At 44.7% G+C, this 19,750-nt stretch carries 13 protein-coding genes; 6 read left to right on the forward strand and 7 right to left on the reverse strand.

What is annotated here, in order from left to right:
- Positions 1 to 4 precede the first annotated feature (4 nt).
- The 4 genes from nirD to PN836_RS09385 form a co-directional block, all read right to left on the reverse strand.
- Positions 5 to 442 carry a nitrite reductase small subunit NirD gene (gene nirD / locus PN836_RS09370; RefSeq protein ID WP_395345036.1) on the reverse strand — a complete coding sequence of 146 codons (438 nt, stop codon included), beginning with the start codon at positions 440 to 442 and terminating at the stop codon, positions 5 to 7.
- A gap of 70 nt (positions 443 to 512) precedes the next feature.
- The gene (gene nirB, locus PN836_RS09375; RefSeq protein WP_395345580.1) at positions 513 to 3,041 is read right to left on the reverse strand and encodes a nitrite reductase large subunit NirB; all 2,529 of its coding nucleotides are present in this window, start codon (positions 3,039 to 3,041) and stop codon (positions 513 to 515) included.
- Between the two features lie 524 nt (positions 3,042 to 3,565).
- Positions 3,566 to 3,886: a HigA family addiction module antitoxin gene (locus tag PN836_RS09380; RefSeq protein WP_395345038.1), complete on the reverse strand. Its 321-nt coding sequence runs from the start codon at positions 3,884 to 3,886 to the stop codon at positions 3,566 to 3,568.
- Between the two features lie 11 nt (positions 3,887 to 3,897).
- The gene (locus PN836_RS09385; RefSeq protein ID WP_395345040.1) at positions 3,898 to 4,122 is read right to left on the reverse strand and encodes a hypothetical protein; all 225 of its coding nucleotides are present in this window, start codon (positions 4,120 to 4,122) and stop codon (positions 3,898 to 3,900) included.
- A 395-nt stretch (positions 4,123 to 4,517) separates the two neighbouring features.
- Here PN836_RS09385 and PN836_RS09390 point away from each other — a divergent pair, with 395 nt between their 5' ends.
- The 3 genes from PN836_RS09390 to PN836_RS09400 are packed head-to-tail and all read left to right on the forward strand — an operon-like array spanning position 4,518 to position 8,312.
- Entirely contained in the window at positions 4,518 to 5,792 is a 1,275-nt protein-coding gene (locus PN836_RS09390; RefSeq protein WP_395345042.1) for an HlyD family efflux transporter periplasmic adaptor subunit, read from the forward strand.
- Positions 5,792 to 8,029: a peptidase domain-containing ABC transporter gene (locus PN836_RS09395; RefSeq protein ID WP_395345044.1), complete on the forward strand. Its 2,238-nt coding sequence runs from the start codon at positions 5,792 to 5,794 to the stop codon at positions 8,027 to 8,029. Before PN836_RS09390 ends, PN836_RS09395 begins: the two co-directional genes overlap by 1 nt.
- Positions 8,030 to 8,039: 10 nt before the next feature.
- Positions 8,040 to 8,312 (forward strand): response regulator transcription factor, encoded by a 273-nt coding sequence (locus tag PN836_RS09400; RefSeq protein ID WP_395345046.1) that lies wholly within the window; start codon positions 8,040 to 8,042, stop codon positions 8,310 to 8,312.
- 91 nt (positions 8,313 to 8,403) lie between these two features.
- Here the strand turns inward: PN836_RS09400 and PN836_RS09405 are convergent, their stop codons facing one another.
- Positions 8,404 to 12,693, reverse strand: coding sequence for a translocation/assembly module TamB domain-containing protein (locus tag PN836_RS09405; protein ID WP_395345048.1), 4,290 nt, complete (start codon positions 12,691 to 12,693; stop codon positions 8,404 to 8,406).
- Positions 12,694 to 14,499, reverse strand: a complete 1,806-nt coding sequence (locus PN836_RS09410) for an autotransporter assembly complex protein TamA (protein ID WP_395345050.1) — start codon at positions 14,497 to 14,499, stop codon at positions 12,694 to 12,696.
- 341 nt (positions 14,500 to 14,840) lie between these two features.
- Here PN836_RS09410 and PN836_RS09415 point away from each other — a divergent pair, with 341 nt between their 5' ends.
- Entirely contained in the window at positions 14,841 to 15,092 is a 252-nt protein-coding gene (locus PN836_RS09415; RefSeq protein WP_395345052.1) for a hypothetical protein, read from the forward strand.
- Positions 15,093 to 15,163: 71 nt separating this feature from the next.
- Here PN836_RS09415 and PN836_RS09420 read toward each other — a convergent pair whose 3' ends face one another.
- The gene (locus PN836_RS09420; RefSeq protein ID WP_395345054.1) at positions 15,164 to 17,761 is read right to left on the reverse strand and encodes a hypothetical protein; all 2,598 of its coding nucleotides are present in this window, start codon (positions 17,759 to 17,761) and stop codon (positions 15,164 to 15,166) included.
- A 440-nt stretch (positions 17,762 to 18,201) separates the two neighbouring features.
- Here PN836_RS09420 and PN836_RS09425 point away from each other — a divergent pair, with 440 nt between their 5' ends.
- Both PN836_RS09425 and PN836_RS09430 read left to right on the forward strand, forming a co-directional pair.
- Positions 18,202 to 18,672 (forward strand): CDP-alcohol phosphatidyltransferase family protein, encoded by a 471-nt coding sequence (locus PN836_RS09425; protein ID WP_395345056.1) that lies wholly within the window; start codon positions 18,202 to 18,204, stop codon positions 18,670 to 18,672.
- Positions 18,656 to 19,741: a glycosyltransferase family 4 protein gene (locus PN836_RS09430; RefSeq protein ID WP_395345058.1), complete on the forward strand. Its 1,086-nt coding sequence runs from the start codon at positions 18,656 to 18,658 to the stop codon at positions 19,739 to 19,741. The genes PN836_RS09425 and PN836_RS09430 overlap by 17 nt, the downstream gene beginning before the upstream one ends.
- Positions 19,742 to 19,750: the final 9 nt, after the last annotated feature.

Here is a 19,750-nt window from a genome sequence, read left to right on the forward strand (position 1 = left end):
AGGACTAAGCACTCACTAAATATTGATTGCAGATTTGTACCTTGCCGTCGAATAAGCGACATGAATAAGTCTTCAGTGCGACACTTTCATCTTCAAAACACTTACCGCTTAACAAAGAAAAGTGCTGCTTGTATAAAGGACTGCTTACCATTGCCTCATCGGCGATTGAGCCAACAATGCCTCTGTACATGACGTTAGCCTTGCCAATTGGATCCCAATTGCTTAACGCATATACACTCTGCGTCTTTGGTAAATAGAATATTGCAATTTGAGCATGCTGATCACTGATTTGCACTTCACGTGATGATTGCGGCGTACTTATCAAAGACGGCAACAAGGCACATACCCCGGAGTTTTCAACTAAATCAGACATCTGGCAAATATCCCTCCAGATAGGGTTGGACGTCTCATGTGGGTGTATTGCCTGAGTATGTAATGACATATTTTACTCCATTAGAATATTTTCGACGGGTCTATGCTGCTGCCAGCTTTTTCTAGTGCAAACCATGCGCTTAAGCTAATTCAACGATTTCGATACTTTGATCATTAGCGCCATGCCTTTGGGATTTTTCTTCTTGTGTGGCTGGTCGTATTTGTCCTCGCTCTTCTACAAACTGAACATTGCTATCGGTGGCGTCACTATTGACAAACTGCCTGAATCGCTTCAATGCGCTTTCGCTTTCAATTGTTGTTTTCCATTCACACTGATAGGTATCAACCACTTGCTGCATGTGCGCCTCAAGCGCTTGGCAAATGCCTAAAGAGTCATGGATGATGACATCTTGTAAGTACTCAAGACCGCCCTCCAAGTTATCCATCCATGTTGCCGTTCGCTGAAGTCTGTCGGCATCTTTAACATAAAAAGCTAATAATCTGTCGATGTAGAGAACTAATTCGTCTGTAGTGAGATCTGTGGCAAATAAGTCACCATGACGCGGTTTCATTCCACCGTTGCCGCATATGTATAAATTCCAGCCATTTTCGGTGGCAATCACGCCGATGTCTTTACTTTGCGCTTCAGCGCATTCGCGTGTGCACCCAGATACAGCAAACTTGATTTTGTGCGGCGCACGAAGTCCTTTGTATCGATTTTCTAAATCAATAGCCAAACCTACCGAGTCTTGAACCCCATAGCGGCACCAAGTGCTACCTACACAAGACTTGACCGTACGAAGGGCTTTTGCATAGGCATGCCCCGTTTCAAAGCCACCATCAACAAGGGCTTTCCAGATATCGGGAAGTTGTTCAACACGAGCACCAAATAAGTCTATGCGCTGACCGCCGGTGATTTTAGTATACAAGGAGTAATCCTTTGCTATCTGACCCAGCAAGATAAGCTTGTCTGGCGTGATTTCGCCTCCTGCCACGCGAGGCACCACCGAATAGGTGCCGTCTTTTTGCATGTTACCCAGGTAGGTGTCATTAGTATCTTGAAGGCTTAAATGTTGTTTTTCTAACACATAGTCGTTGTAAACAGAGGCTAAAATAGAGGCCACCGCTGGTTTGCATATATCGCAACCTAGGCCAGTTCCATGCTCCTCAATTAAGCTATCGAAATCCTTTATCTGCTTCACTTTTACAATCTGGAAGAGCTCTTGACGCGAGTATGCAAAGTGTTCGCAGATGTCTTTTTTCACCTCAACACCGCGCTTTTCTAACTCACTATCAACAACGTTCTTAAGCAAGGCTGCACAGCCACCGCATCCGCTGCTGGCTTTGGTGCAAGCTTTCACCCCTGCAAGCGACGTTTCTCCGTGTTCAATGGCGCTTACTACATCCGCTTTTGCCACGTTGTGGCAAGAACATATTGTGGCACTTGCTGGCAGTGCATCTGCACCCAGGGCAGGTGCGCTGTCGCCACTTGATGGAAGTATGAGGCTTTCGGGAAACTCAGGAAGCTCGATACCGTTGAGCGCATACTGTAATAAGGTATCGTAATCTGAGGTGTCACCGATGAGCACGGCACCAAGCAGTTTTTCGCTGCTTGCGTCTACCACGATCTTTTTGTATACACCTTCTGGCTGGTTTTCGTAGGTATAGGTTTGCGCGCCTTCAGTGCGAGCGTGTGCATCACCAATTGAGCCAACTTCCACGCCCATTAATTTCAATTTGGTGCTCATATCAGCACCTTTGAATTGAGGCGTTTCGTCGCTAGTACCATGGGTTATATGAGCAGCAGCCGTCCTAGCCATGCTGTATCCGGGCGCGACTAGGCCAAATATTTTTTGTTCCCAAAGCGCACACTCACCAATGGCGTAGATGTCCTGTGCTGAGGTCTGACAATAGTTGTCTACAACAATGCCGCCGCGCTCGCCAACTTCAATATCAAAGGCCTTTGCAAGCGAATCTGAAGGACGGATACCCGCTGAGAAAAGAATAAGGTCTGTCTCCAAGTGAGAACCATCTGCAAATTGCATTTTGTAACGACAGGTATCGCCTTTTTCAATGATTTGGGTGGCCTTTTGTGTGTGTACTTCAACGCCTAAATCACTAATTTTTTGCCTCAATAGCTCGCCGCCGCTAGGGTCCACCTGCACGGCCATGAGCTGCGGCGCAAATTCGACCACGTGGGTCTGTAAACCCGATTCTTTTAATGCATTGGCGGCTTCTAGCCCCAGCAAGCCGCCACCTACTACCACACCCACTTTGCTGCACTTTGCTGAGGCTTCTATTGCATGTAAGTCTTCTATGGTGCGATAAACCAAACAGTGCGCTTGATCATTTCCTGGAATAGGCGGGACGAATGGGTAAGAGCCGGTAGCTAACACTAATTTTATATACGAAAAAGTGCGTCCATCTTTTGTGCATACTATTTTATTGTGCTGATCAATATTCTCCACCCACGCATTCAGGTGATATCCGATATTTAATTCATCGTAGTTTGCAGCGCTTGTCATGGCTAAATCTTCTGCCGTTTTGCCGCTAAAAAACTCAGATAAGTGCACTCTGTCATATGCCAAACGAGATTCCCCACTTAGCACATCAATGCTGCAATTAGGATGAAGCGCTCGAAGCTGCTCTACAAAATGATGGCCAACCATTCCGTTACCGATAACAAGCACATCGCTAGCCGTTTTGTTTGTTAATTTGCCGTCTGTTGTTGAGTGTTTTGCTGCTAATGGAGTCATTATCTGTCTTCCTAATTGCGCCTTTAAAGTGAAACACCGCGCATAAAAAAACCCGCACTAAACTAGTCAGTGCGGGCGTCATTGCCTATACGGTTTAAGTGACTGCTATGCTTACCGTCCATAACATGAAAACGATTTGCAGGCTTAAAGCGATAAATCAAATTGTCGTTAAATGCTAAACCCTACTTTGAATAAAAAGTGTTTATTCGCTGTTGGTTTAAAAGAACAGTAGCAAAAAAAATACCAGTTTAAAAAAGCCATACTTTTTAGTAAGTTAAGAAAATACCGAACGATTTCTCGCGGGTTTTTGCACTAATTCAGAGCAATTAAAAGTGAGTTTGCGTTATTTGGATGCACATAACGAGCGCTAAGTGTTTCGTTTTTAGCTAGCATCGTAGTGCTCGATGCACTCGAATATCCTTTTCGCTCTGACTTTGTTACTTCGTGTGTTGAGATATTGTATTAATCGCATACAGAGGCTCTGCTTCCGTCACTAGATTTCTATTGATATGTAAATCGTAGGTTTTTTGCAGATTCATCCAGAAACCAGCACTAATACCGGTGGCGACCTCAAGCTTCATGGCAAATGCAGCTGAGACAGATACTTTACCCTGAGTAAAGTTATTGAGGTGCGGCCGGTTTACCTGCATCTTTTTAGCGGCGGCACTAATGGTGATATTATGTGCATCCAGAATTTTTGTTTTAAAGACTTTTCCTGGATGCTGTGCTGGTAAACTCTTATTTCTAACTAATGTCATGCATTCTAACTCTAATCATATTCATGCAAATCTACATCCAGTGCATTACCGCTCTTGTACAAACAAGTAACGCTGCCAATTGGCTCAACGCCATTAACGGTGACGGTGACAGACCAATAGTCGCTAGCAAACTGTTCTATCTTGAAGCCACCTAACAGTTCCAAATCACTGATTCGCTCGCTTGCATCTAAAAAATCTAAGATAGATATTACTTCATAGGCATATGTGGAAGGCAATAAACTACTGTCACCCTCTATCCACAATTTGCGTAGTCGCTGACTTTTAAAACTAATTATCAATATATAGCGCTAATCAAATTATTAATTGTATGGTGTATGCATACACCATACAATTATCAGCTAGACAATGCAATGCATAGATGTGCTAAAAAGAAGCGGCTATGCACTCGTAACAATCGGACATTTGAGGATTAGGTGAGAACTGACCGAATTTTACGAATCATTTATTTTAAATAGTATTGATAGCTCCATAAGCCAGACTCATCGCTATGAGCGAGTACACCAACCTATCCCCTGTCTCAAATTTCGGTCAACTTGACCCAAAACTAGCTGAGCCACAGTACCGCTGTCTTTAATCTAAGCCCATCGAAATTGTGGACTTGGATGCCAATATGAATCAGTCAAACACCGCCTCTAGTCAAAGCCTTTACCGACAAGAAGCACTGGATGCACAATCTACTCAGAATCACGGGCGCGCAGTGTTACTGCCCTCAAATCGGGCTTGGATAATTTCCCTTTGCTTGTTTTTGTGGGTAGGAGGAATGCTATTGCTACTCACTCAACACTCCTTTTCTGAAAAAACCACTGTGTATGGATACGTACGCGCAAGTGCGCCCAGCCTCGCGATTCATCCAAAAGAGCGCACGGGCATGGTGAGTGAAATATTGGTTGAGGACGGTGAATTTGTCCAAAAAGGTCAGGCGCTTTTACGCATCACTCGACCCAACAACATGCTTTTAGGGGCGCAAAACGTAGAGCATCAGCTTTCGTTACTGCAGCAACATGTAAGGCTTATCTCACAAGCGTCGGCGCATAAGCACAAAGATCTTATTGAGCAGCAAAGTCATTTGATTGAACAGATAGCAAGCGCTGAACAACGCGCCCAAGTATTGAGCCGTCAACGAGAGATACTAGCTCAGCGTTTAGCATTGGGCGAATCACAGTTAAATCGTTTAACACAGCTATATAAGCGCAATCACCTGGGCATTAACGCTATCGAGAATGCCAAACAAGACCATCTGAATATCCAGCAGCAGGCAAGCAATATTGACCTTCAGCTTGCCGACAACAAAATTCGTATCTCGCAGTTAAATGCGCAATCTGCAAATCTAGAGCAGCAAATGCTTGTGCAAGATACCAATAGCCAAATTAATGAAATCCCTGTCGCTCAGCGCTTAGCTGAATATAGCGCGCAACAAAGCTATGTCATCAAAGCGCCGCGCGCAGGGCGCGTGAGCAATTTAGATGTCCAACTGGGCGATGATGTCTCCCGCTTTCCTTTGCTTATGAAGCTAACTGCCAGTGAGAGCGTTTTTGAAGTATTACTTGCTGTTCCCTCTTCCGCCGCAGGTTTTGTTGCGCTAGAGCAAGCGGTAAGAGTGCGTCTTGACGCCTTTCCTCACCAAAAATATGGCGCACTGAAGGCCACTATCAACAGCGTTTCAGACACCATCACTTTACCCAATGAGAGTGGTATGCACGCAGTGCCTGTTGACCAAGCATCCTACTTAGTTAAAGCCCAGCTTGAACAAAGTCATATTTTGGCTAAAGGCAAGCAGGTTGAACTCAAAGAAGGTATGACATTACAGGCCGATGTCGTGCTCTCTCGCCGTTCATTGCTGGAATGGATATTGGCACCGCTATATAGCATTAGAGGGAGCCTGTAATGTTTAGTCAAGCCCTTACCTCCATCACCCACTCACTGAACCATCGCTCAGCACTCGCCTCCTTAAAATTTTCGTCCTGGCGTTCGGTGAAGCTGGTTATGCAAAACGAGGCTAACGAATGCGGCATGGCGTGTTTGACCATGATTGCAAATTATCATGGCAATGGCGTAAACCTATCGCAGCTTAGACTAGATTTAAACAATGACGGTCAAGGCGTTAACTTAAAAAACATTATTGACCAAGCGGCAAGAATAGGTTTGTCGTCTCGGGCGCTAAAAGTCCCCTTAGATGAGCTGGAAAAACTGCAAAAACCCGCCATTTTGCATTGGGACTTTTCCCACTTTGTTGTGCTCACAAAAGTCACTCGAAAAGGGATTTATATTGCAGACCCTGCCACCGGCAAACGCTTTGTTGCCATGCATGAAGTCAACACCAGTTTTACAGGAGTAGCATTAGAACTTACGCCAAATCAAGACTTCACAAGAATAAAAGCCGAAACGGGACTGCGCATACGCGACTTTGCCAAAAACGCGGTGGGTATAAAAAGGCAATTAGGCTTACTGCTGGGATTGTCGTTACTTCTCCAGCTATTTGCTGTGCTTAGCCCCTTTTACATGCAAACCGTTATCGATGAAGTATTAATAAAAGCAGACGAGGCACTTCTGACTGCACTGGCCATTGGTTTTGCTTTAGTTTTGCTCATTGATACGGCCACCGGCTTGTTGCGTGAGCGAATTATGCTGACTTTTTCCATGCGCTTTAGCATGTTCTTATCATCCAGTGTGTTTGCGCATTTATTGTCACTACCTGTTCCCTACTTCATTAAGCGGCATATGGGCGACATTGTCAGCCGCTTTGACTCAGTGCAGCACATTCGTGAACTAATAAGCTCTGGCATCGTGACAGCTATCATTGATGGTTTAATGGCCATCATCACCCTTGCTGTTATGCTAGCTTACTCACCTAAGCTTACGCTTGTGGTGGTAATCATCGTTGCTATTTATGCGGTGATCAGATGGGTGCTCTTTTATCCTATTCGACGTTTAAATCAAGAAGTGCTGTATGCCGACGCCGAACAACAAAGCTATTTCATGCAAAGCGTTCGCGCCATTCGCACGCTAAAGCTGGGGAATACCACAGCAAGCTCCCACACCAAGTGGCTAAACAAACTCAGCCATGCCATGAACAAACGGATTGCGCTTGCCAATTGGAATATCGGGTTTTCCACCATTAACAAAATCCTATTTGGCATTGAAAACCTGGTGGTGATTTATCTAGCCGCGCTTTTGGTGATGGAGCAAAGCCTGAGTGTCGGAATGCTCTTTGCCTTCGTAAGCTACAAGTCTCGTTTTGTAGACGCAATGGCGAGCCTGATTGAAAAGTGGATTGAGTTTAAGATGCTAAGCGTGCACTTGCAGCGTGTTTCAGACATCGTTATGACTGCACCTGAGTCAACGAATCAATTAGCGGCACGCCAGAGCATTCAAGTTGCCCAAGTCGCCAGTCAAAAGCGCCTGAGTACCTCGCAAACATCAAGTAACAGCGATATTCACCTTGAAGTATCAAAGTTGGCGTATCGCTATGGTGATGACAAAGCCTACGTATTCGAAAACATCAACTTTCAATTACACGCTGGGCAGTCACTTGCCATAACCGGACAAAGCGGGTGCGGTAAATCAACTTTACTCAATTGCTTGCTTGGTTTGCTAGCGCCATCCCAAGGAAAGGTGCTTATTCGTGGTCAAAAAATCACGCCTGATAATCGAAGTGCCCACGGCATTGCTGCGGTGCTTCAAGACGATCAGCTCCTAAGCGGCAGCATATTGGAAAACATCAGCCAGTTTGATGAACAACTAGATATTGAACGTGCAGTAGTGTGTGCGCAAATTGCATGCATACACGAAGATATCATGCAAATGACCATGCAATATCAATCCACCATTGGTGATATGGGCGATGCACTGAGCGGTGGTCAAAAACAGCGCTTATTGATAGCTCGCGCCCTATATCTGCAGCCTCAGATTCTACTACTTGATGAAGCCAGTTCGCATCTGGATATCGAAACAGAACGCAAGCTTAATCAGCATTTACAACAGTTAAACATTACCAAAATTATGATTGCTCACCGCAGTGAAACCATTGCAAGTGCGCAACATATCATCGAGCTGTCGCCAACCGGCGCGCGAGTTATTAGCGCACCTAGCGACAAATTAACTACCCAAGTAAACGACAAATAAGGAAGTTTCCATGTCATTATCAATTGAACAAGCATTGCCATCTAAACCAACACTGTCATTTAGGGAAGCACTGTCAAAACGAGAAAACCAAATTGCTGAAAAAATTCTAGAGGGTTTGCCAAACAAACGCATTGCCTCTGAGCTTTTCATCAGTGAGCGAACGGTGAAGTTCCATTGCCATAACATTTATCGCAAGCTTGAAATACGAAGCCGACATGCCTTGATTGCCCGGTATTATCGGGACGCACTGTTGCAAGCTTCGATGAACGAGGACAGGCATTAGATATTTTACGGTATGCAGCGTAAGCACATGCGAGCAAGCAAAATAGCGCCATGTGCTTACGCCCTTTTATTGCTCTGTAGCCTTTTGACTATTAGTCCAAGGTCTTCAAAAACTCCCCACGCGAAATCTCATAGAATAAGTCTACCGCGCTGTCGGTACCGCTTTTTGCCTCAATGAACAGTTGCGGTAAAATCTGATATTTGAGAATAATCTCGCTAGCTTGATCAAACACGCCTATACCATAGGTGATTTGAATATCTTGTGCGATGCGCCCCGAAATTTGCACTTGGGAATTTTCACCGGTGCCTGCGGTTTGCAAGTTAAGCGAATCGAATCCAATGGCGCGTCCAAATTGGCCAATGCGATTATCACTTCGCCCTACGCCAAACGACACTAAGGCATTTACCAATGCTGCATCAGACTGGGATTGACCACTTTCTCTGTCAACGGTGATATCCCGTCCTTGCATTAAGTAGGACAACTGCTGTGCTTGAGACATTGGCGGCTCTGAAAAAAGCTCAGCTCTTGGTACCACGGGGTTGCCTGTTACGTGTAGGCCTGCGATAACGTCACCTTCTGTATTCAAAGGGTTTCGAATGGCTCGTATATTGAACTGTGGAAGCGAGGGCTCGCCGTTAAAAAATACCGAGCCGCTTTGCACCACTAGCATTTGCCCGTATGCTTCATAACTGCCGTTTAGCACTTTCACCTGGCCGTTCAAGGTGGTTCGCAAAGGTTGAAATTCGTCACTGTCTTTACTGCGTTTTTGCGAAACCTTAAGTTGCAAATCACCGGCTAGGGTAGCCTCAAGACCTAGCGCATCTACGCTCACAAATCCTCGCTCTTGCTGGTCTATTTTGACATTCAAATCGATATCCATTGCAACGGGCACAACCGGTTCAGGTGGGGGCGCGCCAATAATAATGGTATCGCTGGAAGGCGTTCGAGCGCTCTCAGGCAGTTCGTTCACTTTTATTTCTGCTTCAGGAATAGCAACCACCCCTTTAAGTGTTAAGTCGCCAGGCGATAAGTCAAAAAATAAATCTGGTGAGACCTTGGCAACGCTATCATTAAAAGCAAACTGCATGCCCTCACCTTTAAGCTCACCTTTAATGGCAAAGCCTTCGGCAAAATTTAGCTCGGCGTTGTAGTTGGCTGCTCCGTCGCCGAGTTGGAACAGACCTGTCATCTGTGCTGCATCGCCACTGAAGGTCATATCGTGCTGAAAATCGGTTAGGGCATATGTGTAAGCATCTACCGTCAGCTCGCCAGAATCCACGCTTAACTCACCATTGAGCATAGGGCGCATCAGCTCTCCTTCAAATCCAATGTCTGCATTGACCTCACCTTGAATTTTTTCTATCGAAGGAATAAATCGGCGTAGCAAACTCAAATCAAATCCACTGAGGCGCACTTTGCCCTCATGGACGCGCTTGCCTGGCGTTAAATCAAGTGATGACTGCAAGCCTAGAATGCCCGTTTCCTGAGTACCGGCATAAATCACGCTCGATAGCACACTCTCATCAAGACTCATATTGGCGATAATCGCATTGAGCTCCAACATATGATTTGGCGTGTCGACTCGGCCACCAATAATTTGATTGTTTGCCGAGGCGCTTAGCCCATTATCGGCATGCAAGACAATTTGGGCTTGCGTTGCTAAAGGGATCATGGTCTCCGGCAGCACCGCATCAGGCATGAAGTGACGCGCAATGCTGGCAATCTCAAAATCCATGTCAAAATTAGCATTAGCCTGCACCTTTTGACTGGCATCGTATTTCAGCGCGCTGATGCACAAGGTGTCATCTTTTTCACTAAGCCAACAGTGATCGCCCACACTTGCAGACAAAACACTCTGATTGTTTTGCTGGTCGCTCGCTAAACGAATCAATACCCCCCCATCAGCAGAAGGCGCAGAATCGAGCTTACGCTCGACTTGCTTTACCTCTTTTTTAAGATTGAGCGATACAAATGGAAAGTCAAACTTACCCTGTACCCACCGTCCTATCCATTGCCAGTCCTTACTGTTTTCAACTTGCATCTCACCCGTCATGACTTGACGAGTTGCGCCATGCTCACTATTGATAGACACACTCAGCTCATGGTCTGATAAATCGCCATTAAGTCTAAGCTTAGCGGAATCCACAAGCACCTCTGCAAGCTGCAAATTAACTAAATCCATTGACGCTCTGGTGTCAAAATTCTCTTCAGCGCGCGTAGCAAGCTTAACGATTGCACTATTCATGCTAAGGGCTTCACTTGACGTGCCGGAGTATATAATATCGTTCAGCTTGGCATCTAAGACGACATCTGGACGACTCAGCGCACCGTTAATGTCAGCATTTAACATTAACTGACCGTTCAAATCAGGCACAAGGACTTGCGGCTGCTTAATATCTGCACTTATCCTCAAATCACCGCTTGCTTCTAGCACGGCTTCGGTATTAAACGCTTCAATACGTGAATTGGCGAACTCAATACTTCCCTCCGCGTTGATCTGGTTGGTTTGTGATGGGCTATCGGATGTGTTGCTGTCAGGACTTTGCGAGAAGGTCAATTCACTGATGGTCAGCAAACCGCTTTCATCCAAGCCTAATTCGCAGCCAAGGGAAAAGTCCAGGTGTTTGATTTGCCCCCGTATCTCATTGCAGTCAACATCTGCTGTCATCCACTTTTCTGTGAATACATGATTGAGCGTAAAATCACCGCTAATATTACTGCTTGGGGCATGATTCTCTTTACCTGACGCCGCAATATCCACAGGGGTATCGCGTAAAATAGGCAACATCCCTACGTTAAGCTTGTCGAACTGTGCATTAATTTTAGAATGAATCGCCATAAGTGTCGGCACGTTCTGTGTCGGCTCCATGACTACTTTCCCAGTGAGATCAAAGACGCCAAGTTCACCGCTTGTGCTCAAGCTTTTTATTTCAATGCGAGTATCTTGTGGCGATACTTCACCTGCGAAAGTAATTGTCGATAGTCCCGCATTTTGCATCGCCTCAGACAGCACTTTTACATCAATAGACGCTGCATATCCTGACCAATCCCCGTCAATAGAGACATTCATGTTGGCCAAGGTTGTCAAAAATGGGGCTTGTAAAAAGGGCGTAAGCCCCGCTAAAGAATCAGCTTTAGCGTTCACGGTTAGCGGTAGCTGAGGGGTATCCCATTGACTCTGAATATTCACACGAGCAAGCACTGAGTTTGGGGGGGAATTTACAGCTGGGCTGCTCATCGAATCGTTTATTAATGCCGATACTTCCGTGCTATTTACATTGCCATTAGCGGTCAAAACTAATGCCTGTGCCGGCTCGACAACAGCGCCGCTTGAGTCTATATCAGCGTCTTTAATCACCTGCACTTCGAGTGAGTGCTCAAAGTCTTGTTCCACGTCAAGCTCTATATCAAGGCTTAAACGCTGTGCCTGAACCCCATATGCAGGGAGCACTGCATCTAGCTGTGCGCTAAGATGCGATTCGAGCAACTGCTCACGTATGTCTGCTTTGAGCAGAACGTTGCGAGCACAGTTTGCGAATGATTCTGTTTCGGTCTGTGTTTGCAATGAGGCACCTGAGGCGCTTTGTGCCTGAGCCCAACATAAGTTGTTTGCCTTTGCTTGTTGAATATTTGCGTTAACGGGAATAAATATATCGGGCAACTTCACAGAAGGGGCCGTCGACAAGACCTCTTTTATCCTTGCAAGGGAGAAGTCAGTCTGGCCGTCATATTCAGTTGCCGCATTGTCATTAACATCTGTTAAGTCAAATAATGCAATCTCATCAATATTTAAACGCTTTAGTGTAAATTCATCACGCGCTGTGAAGCCCTCAAGCAGTGTACTGAGTATTTCAACTACGAATTCTTCATCCCCTTCATCTGCTTTCAGTTTGCGCACCATACTGAAGCGTCCTATTTCGACAGACTCAATCGAAACAGGCAGCGGTAGCTTCACATATACCTTCTCACTTTGTTCGTCAGCTGCTTTAGGCCTTGCTACATCTGTATACAGGATAAACTTAATATCTGTAGCCGCTATTGAATCTAAGCACACTGCGAAGTCAATCAAGCAAGACAGCTTGGTATCAACTTCAACATCCTGAATTTCAATTTTCGCTCCCTCATTCAGGTCTATTTGAATGTCTTTAAGCGAGACTTTTGAGTAAATACTCCCGCTTACACCCTCCACGCTAATTAACTCATACTGGTTCGCGGTCTGAGCCAGCAATCGTAATCCTAAGGTGCTTCCGGCAAGCAGAATCAGAATCAACACAAATACCACGCTACCTAAAAACGACCAGGCGAGGTATTTACCGACTTTCCCCCCAGTAGAGCGCGCTTGGTTTACAGAAGTGCTTGATTGGGTCTTAGTATCAGTCATCTATAAACCCGGCCCAATGATGAGATGGATGCGGTTATTTTGCTCGTTATCCGGGATATCGCTAATCCCTCTTGCTAAATAAATCCGAACCGTACCAATGGGGCTAAGCCAATGCGCGCCAATCCCAAAGCCAATTGCTGCATCTGAGACAGGGTCATCGCTTGCATTACCCGCATCAACAAATACTGCCGCACGCCACGCATCAGCTACTTGATATGCATACTCAACACTGGCGACTGCGAGGAACCTGCCGCCAATAAGGTCTTTTTGTGCTTCACCGTCGCGCTCCAACACTCGAAAGTCTGACACTTCATCTAAGCCAAAACCGCGTATGCTTTGGTCACCTCCTGCAAAAAACCGTTGCGTTGAAGGTACTTGGCTAAAATCGTTCGTAGCAATCGCGCCTGCATCAGCTCGAGCAATAAAACGATGACGACCCAATTCTCTTACCCATTTTGTCCGCGCATGTATTTTAAAATAATCAATATCTGATATCAGCGACTTGCTCCCGCCCTCAATGGTGATGCTTTGCAGATCACCCCAAGAAACGAAAATGTCCCCTTGTTTGCGCGTTCGAGATAAGGTAAAACCCGGTAATAACAATCGAGTGCTAATTTCTTCCTCACTCAAACCTTGAATAAACGACTCTTGCTCAAAACGCAAAAAAGCAATTTTATCCCAATCGTCCTCCTGGGTGGCACCCCACTGGCGATGAGCTGACAAGCTTAGCGTGTCACTCTCAGTCTGGTTCTCATCAGTTTGGCGATAGCCAGCCTGAAAGTTATAAAAGTCGTTTAAAGGATTGGCCATGGGGATCCGATAGTTTAACTCTACCGCTCTGCGCGGTCTTGACAAATAAAGCGTAGAACCAAGAGAGTGCCCATCCAAATTGACCCATGGGCGCGACCAGTCAACAGTAAATCTAGGCCCTGTATCGGTGGATACACCCACCCCAAATTCAAAGGTATCTTTCGGTTTAGGTTCTAGAATAACTTCAATGGGTACTTTGTAATCCGACGCTAAATCTGCATTGGCACGCGCAATGCTGCTACTAAAATAGTTGGTACTTTGAATATCAATTGAATAAGTGGAAACGAGGCTTTGCTCGAAGTAATCCCCTTGTTCAAAAGTCTGCACGCTTTTCGCCAATTCCTGTCCACGTGTTTCATTTAAAAAACTCAGTTCGCCAAATCGATATCGCTGTCCAAGGTAAAAAATCCAATGCACGGTTGCACTGCTGTGAATGTCTTCATTTGAGCCTGTGCTTTCATTTATTGCGGGAGGCTGAACAATGAGCTTGCTTAATACAAAACTAAAGTCAAAATAACCATACAATAGGGAAAAGGTTTTCAGCTGGTTTTTAAGCGTCTCGTACGTTTTATGATTAAGTGGCTTGCCTTTTAAGGCCTCAACGCTAGCTAAAAGCGCTGTGATTTGTGACGGTATTGCGTCTTGATTAATCTCTGCGACGTCATTCACCATTACCACTTTATCAATAATGGTTTTTGATCCTAAGTCTACATTTACAGTGAAGCTTAACTCTTTGTCGCGACTGACTTTATCTGCAGAGCCTTCGTAAAAGGTGAGTGACTCTATCTCGATATTTGCATCATAATAAGCAAAAGCATGCACGGCTCTTAGCGCTTGGTTGACAAGCGTTTGTTGATACTTTTCCTCGTTGATTCTGCCCAATGGAGTTTCAATCTCGTGGAGTAGTAAACGGATGTTTTCTTCAATTTCGTCATCTTGAACGCCTACAATAGTGACATCAACGTTTGCATATACCTTGCTTACGACACCCAACACAAAAAGCACCAGAAAAAACAAATTTTGCTGCCAACTTGGGTATCGTCCAAAAATGCCTTGGTCTCCTTTGCCTATCGAAATTATAGCGTTCAGTCAAAACAGTGCTTTTGACCAGTTATTCAAAGACACGTTCATGCGTATTATATATTCACTGCAACGGAAGCAGCGTTTACACAAGGACGTGATGCCTTTTTAAGAATCTGAGCATCAGCAAATATGGGTATTTAGTGTGTTCAGTGCTATCGATTAAGTTTAGCATCTGCGCAAGCACAAAACTAATCATGCGAACGACGATTAAAGATTAAAATCACAATTAGTTATTTACTAGACGGAGAAACAACATGGACAAGAATGTCAATTCATTGCAAAAAAGAACCCAAACTCTTTCGCATCATGAAGTCATTGATGTGGTAGGCGGCAAAGCTATCTTTATGCCATCGCCTAATATCGGAGCCTTTATGCCAGAAACAGTACTTAAACCGGCAGAACTGATCGCAGCTCCACGACCGAAGCCTTTTCAGCATCCAGTTGAGCGAGGCGCATTTGCATTGCCGTCGCGCGACTTCGACCCGGTTCAACTGAAAGCTCACTAATCATTTAGTAGTGAGTAAAATATATTAGAAAATGTGGTTTTGAACCTAAACGGCTGTTTTTCTGCAAAGCACTATCCGGGCAGAATGAAATGACGTAAAAAGGTTCCCAAGCCAGATTTTGAGCCTGTCTGAGTATCAACATCTATGATCATGGTACCTTGGACAGGTTTAATATAAGCGTCGCTGCAATACACATTCAGTAAGTCTAATTCGCTCTCAACGAACAGTTTAGTGTTTACGTCCATCGCCAGCATGCGCTGTGGAGGCAAACTGCCGACCTGCACGTCGCCACTGCATACCTGCGCCCGTCCTTTTGCCATAAGAAATAATTTCCCCGGTCCCTTGGCTTGCGAATAAATAATATTACCAATCAAAAATGAAGAAATGCGCGGACTTACAAGAGTAGAGAGAGACACGCTTTTGCTAATACCAACAAAATTCTTGAAATCAAAGACCACACGCTCGTTATCCTTCAAATCCCACTCAAAATACTCAATGCCTTGGGTAGATGAACAACCTACATCGGTATCGGCATTTGTAAGATTAAGTTCGTTCATTCCATATGCACCATTGAACATTCGAGCGAAAGGTGCACTAAAGGGCTGAATGAAACGAAGTTTAGGGGCTTTACCTCGGCACTGAAACTTTCGAGAAAGATAAATGGTCGTTCCAGCCGGTCCCGAAAACTTAATTTCACTGCCGTGCGAGATAATGCTTGGCGCATGCTTGTCAAGCTCATCAGAAGCTGTTCGGCGAAGGTTGTTAAAATCTTCTGTAAGTGATTGCTCTTCGCTAATGCAGTCGCCTAGCGTAACAGAGATACCTGTCTTTTGATTGACACTGACGCGCGCAAATACATACAGCAGACTTTTCACGCACACATAATAAAACAAAAGCATCGCCAGCTGATGGTAGGCATATAAAAAGGCAAAGCTATTGAATATACCGGCTTGCGTAATCGCATTTGCCAGTTGTATTTTTTTCTGCCCTGCAACGCGCATTTTCTCAAGTTCACGCATCGCTTTAGCAAGGTTACTCCGTGCCAGCTCTTTAATCGATGTTTGCTGATCATCCACCAAATCCGTCAAGCCCTTCTTTAGGTCGCTTCTTAGCTTGCTGTACGCTGACTGGATAGAATCTTTCATCTCATTATTGGCGATATCAACTGCCCAACCAATTAGGGGGGCACCTGAGCGACTTTCTTTAAACGCTAGGCTTTTGGGGACGCTCTGGTCAAATCGCCTAGCCACAATCCTAGTAAAGTCTGCTTTTTGAAACTTTTCATTGTTGGAATTTAAATTAGCTTTTTGTTCTTCAATGCTAAGGTGCCAAACAAAATTTATATCATCTACGCGGTGCGCGGTGGAGACTAATGAATTATCCAAAACCGTCTGCTTAGGTGAATATGCAAACTGCATAATGCCCTGTTCGTGTAAATTATTAGTGATGGTCTTTGGAATATAGTGTTGCGTAAGCCAAAAGAAAGGAAGGCAAAGTGCACCCATGGGAATCCACGCATACACTGAGCGAGCAATAGCGATAGTCGTTCTCGACCATCCAAGATCCTTAATTAAACCCCAGTTTTGCCTTGCGCCTTTTACGAAAAGACGGCCTATGACTGCAACTATTATAAACATGAGCATAGGGATAATATGCACCACAAATGCACTGTGATAGGCGCTTTGCCGAACCGGGGTCAAGGCTTGCCCTAAAAGACCCGCTACATAAGAACCATAGTCTGAAAGCGTTATCGCTATAAGCGCTAACACCACAATTGAAAATCCAGCAAAGGAGCGCGATCGAACTTTTCCGCTTAGCAAAAAAACAAGCAGTGAAAGCTGCGCTAGAAGAGGAAGTTCAATTTGATAAAACCCCAATGTTGGGTCATCAAGGAATAGCGCCAGTAAATAAACAAGGTAGTTATAAGCAGGCGGGCACAAGCCGAATATGGCAAGAAACCAGGCCTTTTCCCGCAGGCAAACAAACAAAGCAGGAATCAAAAATAAGCTTGCCAACAACCACGTTAGCAAAACAACAAGTCCTGCTGGTGTGAGCTTATCTTCACTCGACGTATCTAATTCAAACTGAGCAAACAGCGTCTCGAAATAGCCTTGTGAACGGCTTATGACTGTTGCTTGCTGGGCCGGCGGTTTTATTGCTTTCTCTTGTGCTTGACTTAAGAATTCATTCGCTTGCGCGACTAGTTTCTTTTTATCTAATTGCTCAGCATTGATCGCTTGATTGTATTGCTTCAACTGCTCTATGTAAATTTGCAAACTGCGCCGGTATTGTGCGCATGGTTGAACAAGTTCGGGAGGCCGAAAGACAAGAAAGAAAAAATTGGTATTTCTTGCGTCAAGGTTTGAGCAGAACTGCTCAGGGCTGATATTAAAAATGACAAATACGGTGTGCCTGAGGGTGGAATCTATATCCACTTTCGGTGGTATGGGTTTTTCGAGTTCACCTGCATTGAGTTGTGCATAGTTCAATCCCTCAAACCTAAGCGGATCTATTAAGTATTCCGATGCGACGAAATTTTGGTGACCAATCTTAAATAAGCTTAAGTTGAAAATGAACGGCGTAAGTGAAAGCAACAACACAAAATGAGCAAAGCCCAGTGATTGAGACCTTAGGTAAGAATCTGCTTGATTCTGATAGGTCGTCTTCATCAGAACATCATTCGAGTAAAAGTTAACATGGTTAAGCGAGTCAAATATTCGGCTGGTTAAATTTTGGTCTATTTTTAATATTTATTGCATACTCATATGCGAATAGCAATGCTATCTTGGACTGTCGAGGCCGTTTTATTGCGTAACTTTTTGATGCTACATGCAACTAAATGTCCTAATTGGAGTTATATGAATAAAACATCACAAAGTTAGCTAAATTGATTACAGGCATTCCACAATCAAAACTGGAGACTTGGTCTAATTACCATGCACTTGTCAGCGCATTCGCTGTATTTGCAAGTTTGATCGCAGGCAGTCTTGTTCCCTTGATTTGTTTTGCGCTGACGATGTTTGTTGTTCTGATTCTATGGAGTCATCGGTTTTTATGCACGCTTAGGCCTTATGGAGGATTAGCTAACTGGCTCACTTTAATCCGATTTATGATTTGCTCCATAGTGCTGGGATTTTATCCAATGATGAACGAACTTAGCCTCTTCGTACTCTTGTCGCTTTGCGTACTGATGGATGTGATTGATGGTTTTGTTGCCCGTGGACTCGCTCAAACTTCGGAGTTTGGACGCGTATTTGACATGGAAGTAGATGCGTATTTTGTGATGATAATGGGGATGTATTTCTATTTTACCACCTCGCTTGGGCTGTGGTTATTGTTGCCCGGTATCCTGAGGTATGGCTATCGAGTGATGATTTGGCAGCTTGCATTAGATGCATTTAAAGAGAGTAAGAAAGCCTATGCAGCATGGCTGGCGGGAATAAACTTTGTTTTACTCTTAGCGGCAATTATCGCACCAGTGAATGTCCAAAGCGTCATTTTATGGCTGAGCATCCTTATTGTGAGTATATCTTTCTCAATATCGTTTTATGAGGTCTTGCGTTATGCAAAAGCGTATTAATTTCGTTTGCATGCAATCTGACAATAAAGTGTCAGGAGGCTATATCTATAACGACTACGTGCTTGGTGGATTGTCAAAGCTGGGTTATGAGGTTGTTCACCATGATGCAAAATCGTACTTAGCCGATGCTGGACAAAACGCTCACTCTTGCGCTAGCGAGCATGTGATTATCGACAGTATAGAGTTAAATGCGCTATTGTTAGCACTTAGCTCTGATGCAAATGAGGTTCAATTGAGCCGCCCTATCATATTGTGCCATTTACCCCCTGAACTACAGTTGGATGCGCAATCAGCTAAGCTAAGCAATTCTGATAAAAGCTGCGAATGTACACACGAATGCATGAGCATGCAGCAGCTTATTCAGCGCAGCATGCTTGTGACTACAGGCACTGCTTGCACTCAGTACATGCAAGCTGAATATCAGCTCAAAGACGCCCAGTTAGAGATGGTTATGCCCGGATTACCCGCCCAGTGGAAGCGAAAATCTCAATATTCAAACGCCCCAAAACGCTTGCTGGTGGTCGCTAACCTGATACCAAATAAAGGATACGAGCTCCTAATTGAGGCCTTGTCTCAAATTAAACATCTTGACTGGACGCTTGATTTTTACGGTGATTGTGACTTCTCGCCCGAGCATGCCGAAAAAATATTCACATCAATGCAACAAAGTGGTTTACGCAGGCGTATTGAATATGGTGGCACAGTGACGCAAAGCGAACTAAACGAGGCTATGATTAAGGCGGACTTGTTGATTCAATTGTCACCTTTTGAGCCATTTTCAATGGTGAGCCTAGAAGCTGTAAGTTCTGGCTTACCCATGCTTTCAGCAAAAACCGGGGAAATGGACTATTTCCGCCAAAGCGGTCACGTTCGCTATCTGGATACATTAGACAGTCGTGAGGTTGCAAAGGTGCTTAGCGAATTAATTAACGATACAGAAAAATACAGTGAGCTTTGCCAATCACATGATACCGCGCTTCGCTCGTGGAATGAGGTGACGCTTGAATTTCATCGTTTGCTGTTGAACCTTGAAACGACACATACACTGCAGTGTGCTGGAAATAGTTAGGTGCCACTT

This window comes from Ningiella algicola, assembly GCF_028401415.2.
In the GTDB taxonomy this organism is placed as follows: Bacteria; Pseudomonadota; Gammaproteobacteria; order Enterobacterales; family Alteromonadaceae; genus Glaciecola.

What these genes read in the sequence shown, in the direction of transcription:
- nirD (WP_395345036.1), bottom strand. Translation starts at nt 442, where the DNA reads ATGTCATTACATACTCAGGCAATACACCCACATGAGACGTCCAACCCT.
- PN836_RS09380 (WP_395345038.1), bottom strand. Translation starts at nt 3,886, where the DNA reads ATGACATTAGTTAGAAATAAGAGTTTACCAGCACAGCATCCAGGAAAA.
- nirB (WP_395345580.1), bottom strand. Translation starts at nt 3,041, where the DNA reads ATGGTTGGCCATCATTTTGTAGAGCAGCTTCGAGCGCTTCATCCTAAT.
- PN836_RS09420 (WP_395345054.1), bottom strand. Translation starts at nt 17,761, where the DNA reads ATGAAGACGACCTATCAGAATCAAGCAGATTCTTACCTAAGGTCTCAA.
- PN836_RS09400 (WP_395345046.1), top strand. Translation starts at nt 8,040, where the DNA reads ATGTCATTATCAATTGAACAAGCATTGCCATCTAAACCAACACTGTCA.
- PN836_RS09425 (WP_395345056.1), top strand. Translation starts at nt 18,202, where the DNA reads ATGATTTGCTCCATAGTGCTGGGATTTTATCCAATGATGAACGAACTT.
- PN836_RS09415 (WP_395345052.1), top strand. Translation starts at nt 14,841, where the DNA reads ATGGACAAGAATGTCAATTCATTGCAAAAAAGAACCCAAACTCTTTCG.
- PN836_RS09430 (WP_395345058.1), top strand. Translation starts at nt 18,656, where the DNA reads ATGCAAAAGCGTATTAATTTCGTTTGCATGCAATCTGACAATAAAGTG.
- PN836_RS09405 (WP_395345048.1), bottom strand. Translation starts at nt 12,693, where the DNA reads ATGACTGATACTAAGACCCAATCAAGCACTTCTGTAAACCAAGCGCGC.
- PN836_RS09390 (WP_395345042.1), top strand. Translation starts at nt 4,518, where the DNA reads ATGAATCAGTCAAACACCGCCTCTAGTCAAAGCCTTTACCGACAAGAA.
- PN836_RS09395 (WP_395345044.1), top strand. Translation starts at nt 5,792, where the DNA reads ATGTTTAGTCAAGCCCTTACCTCCATCACCCACTCACTGAACCATCGC.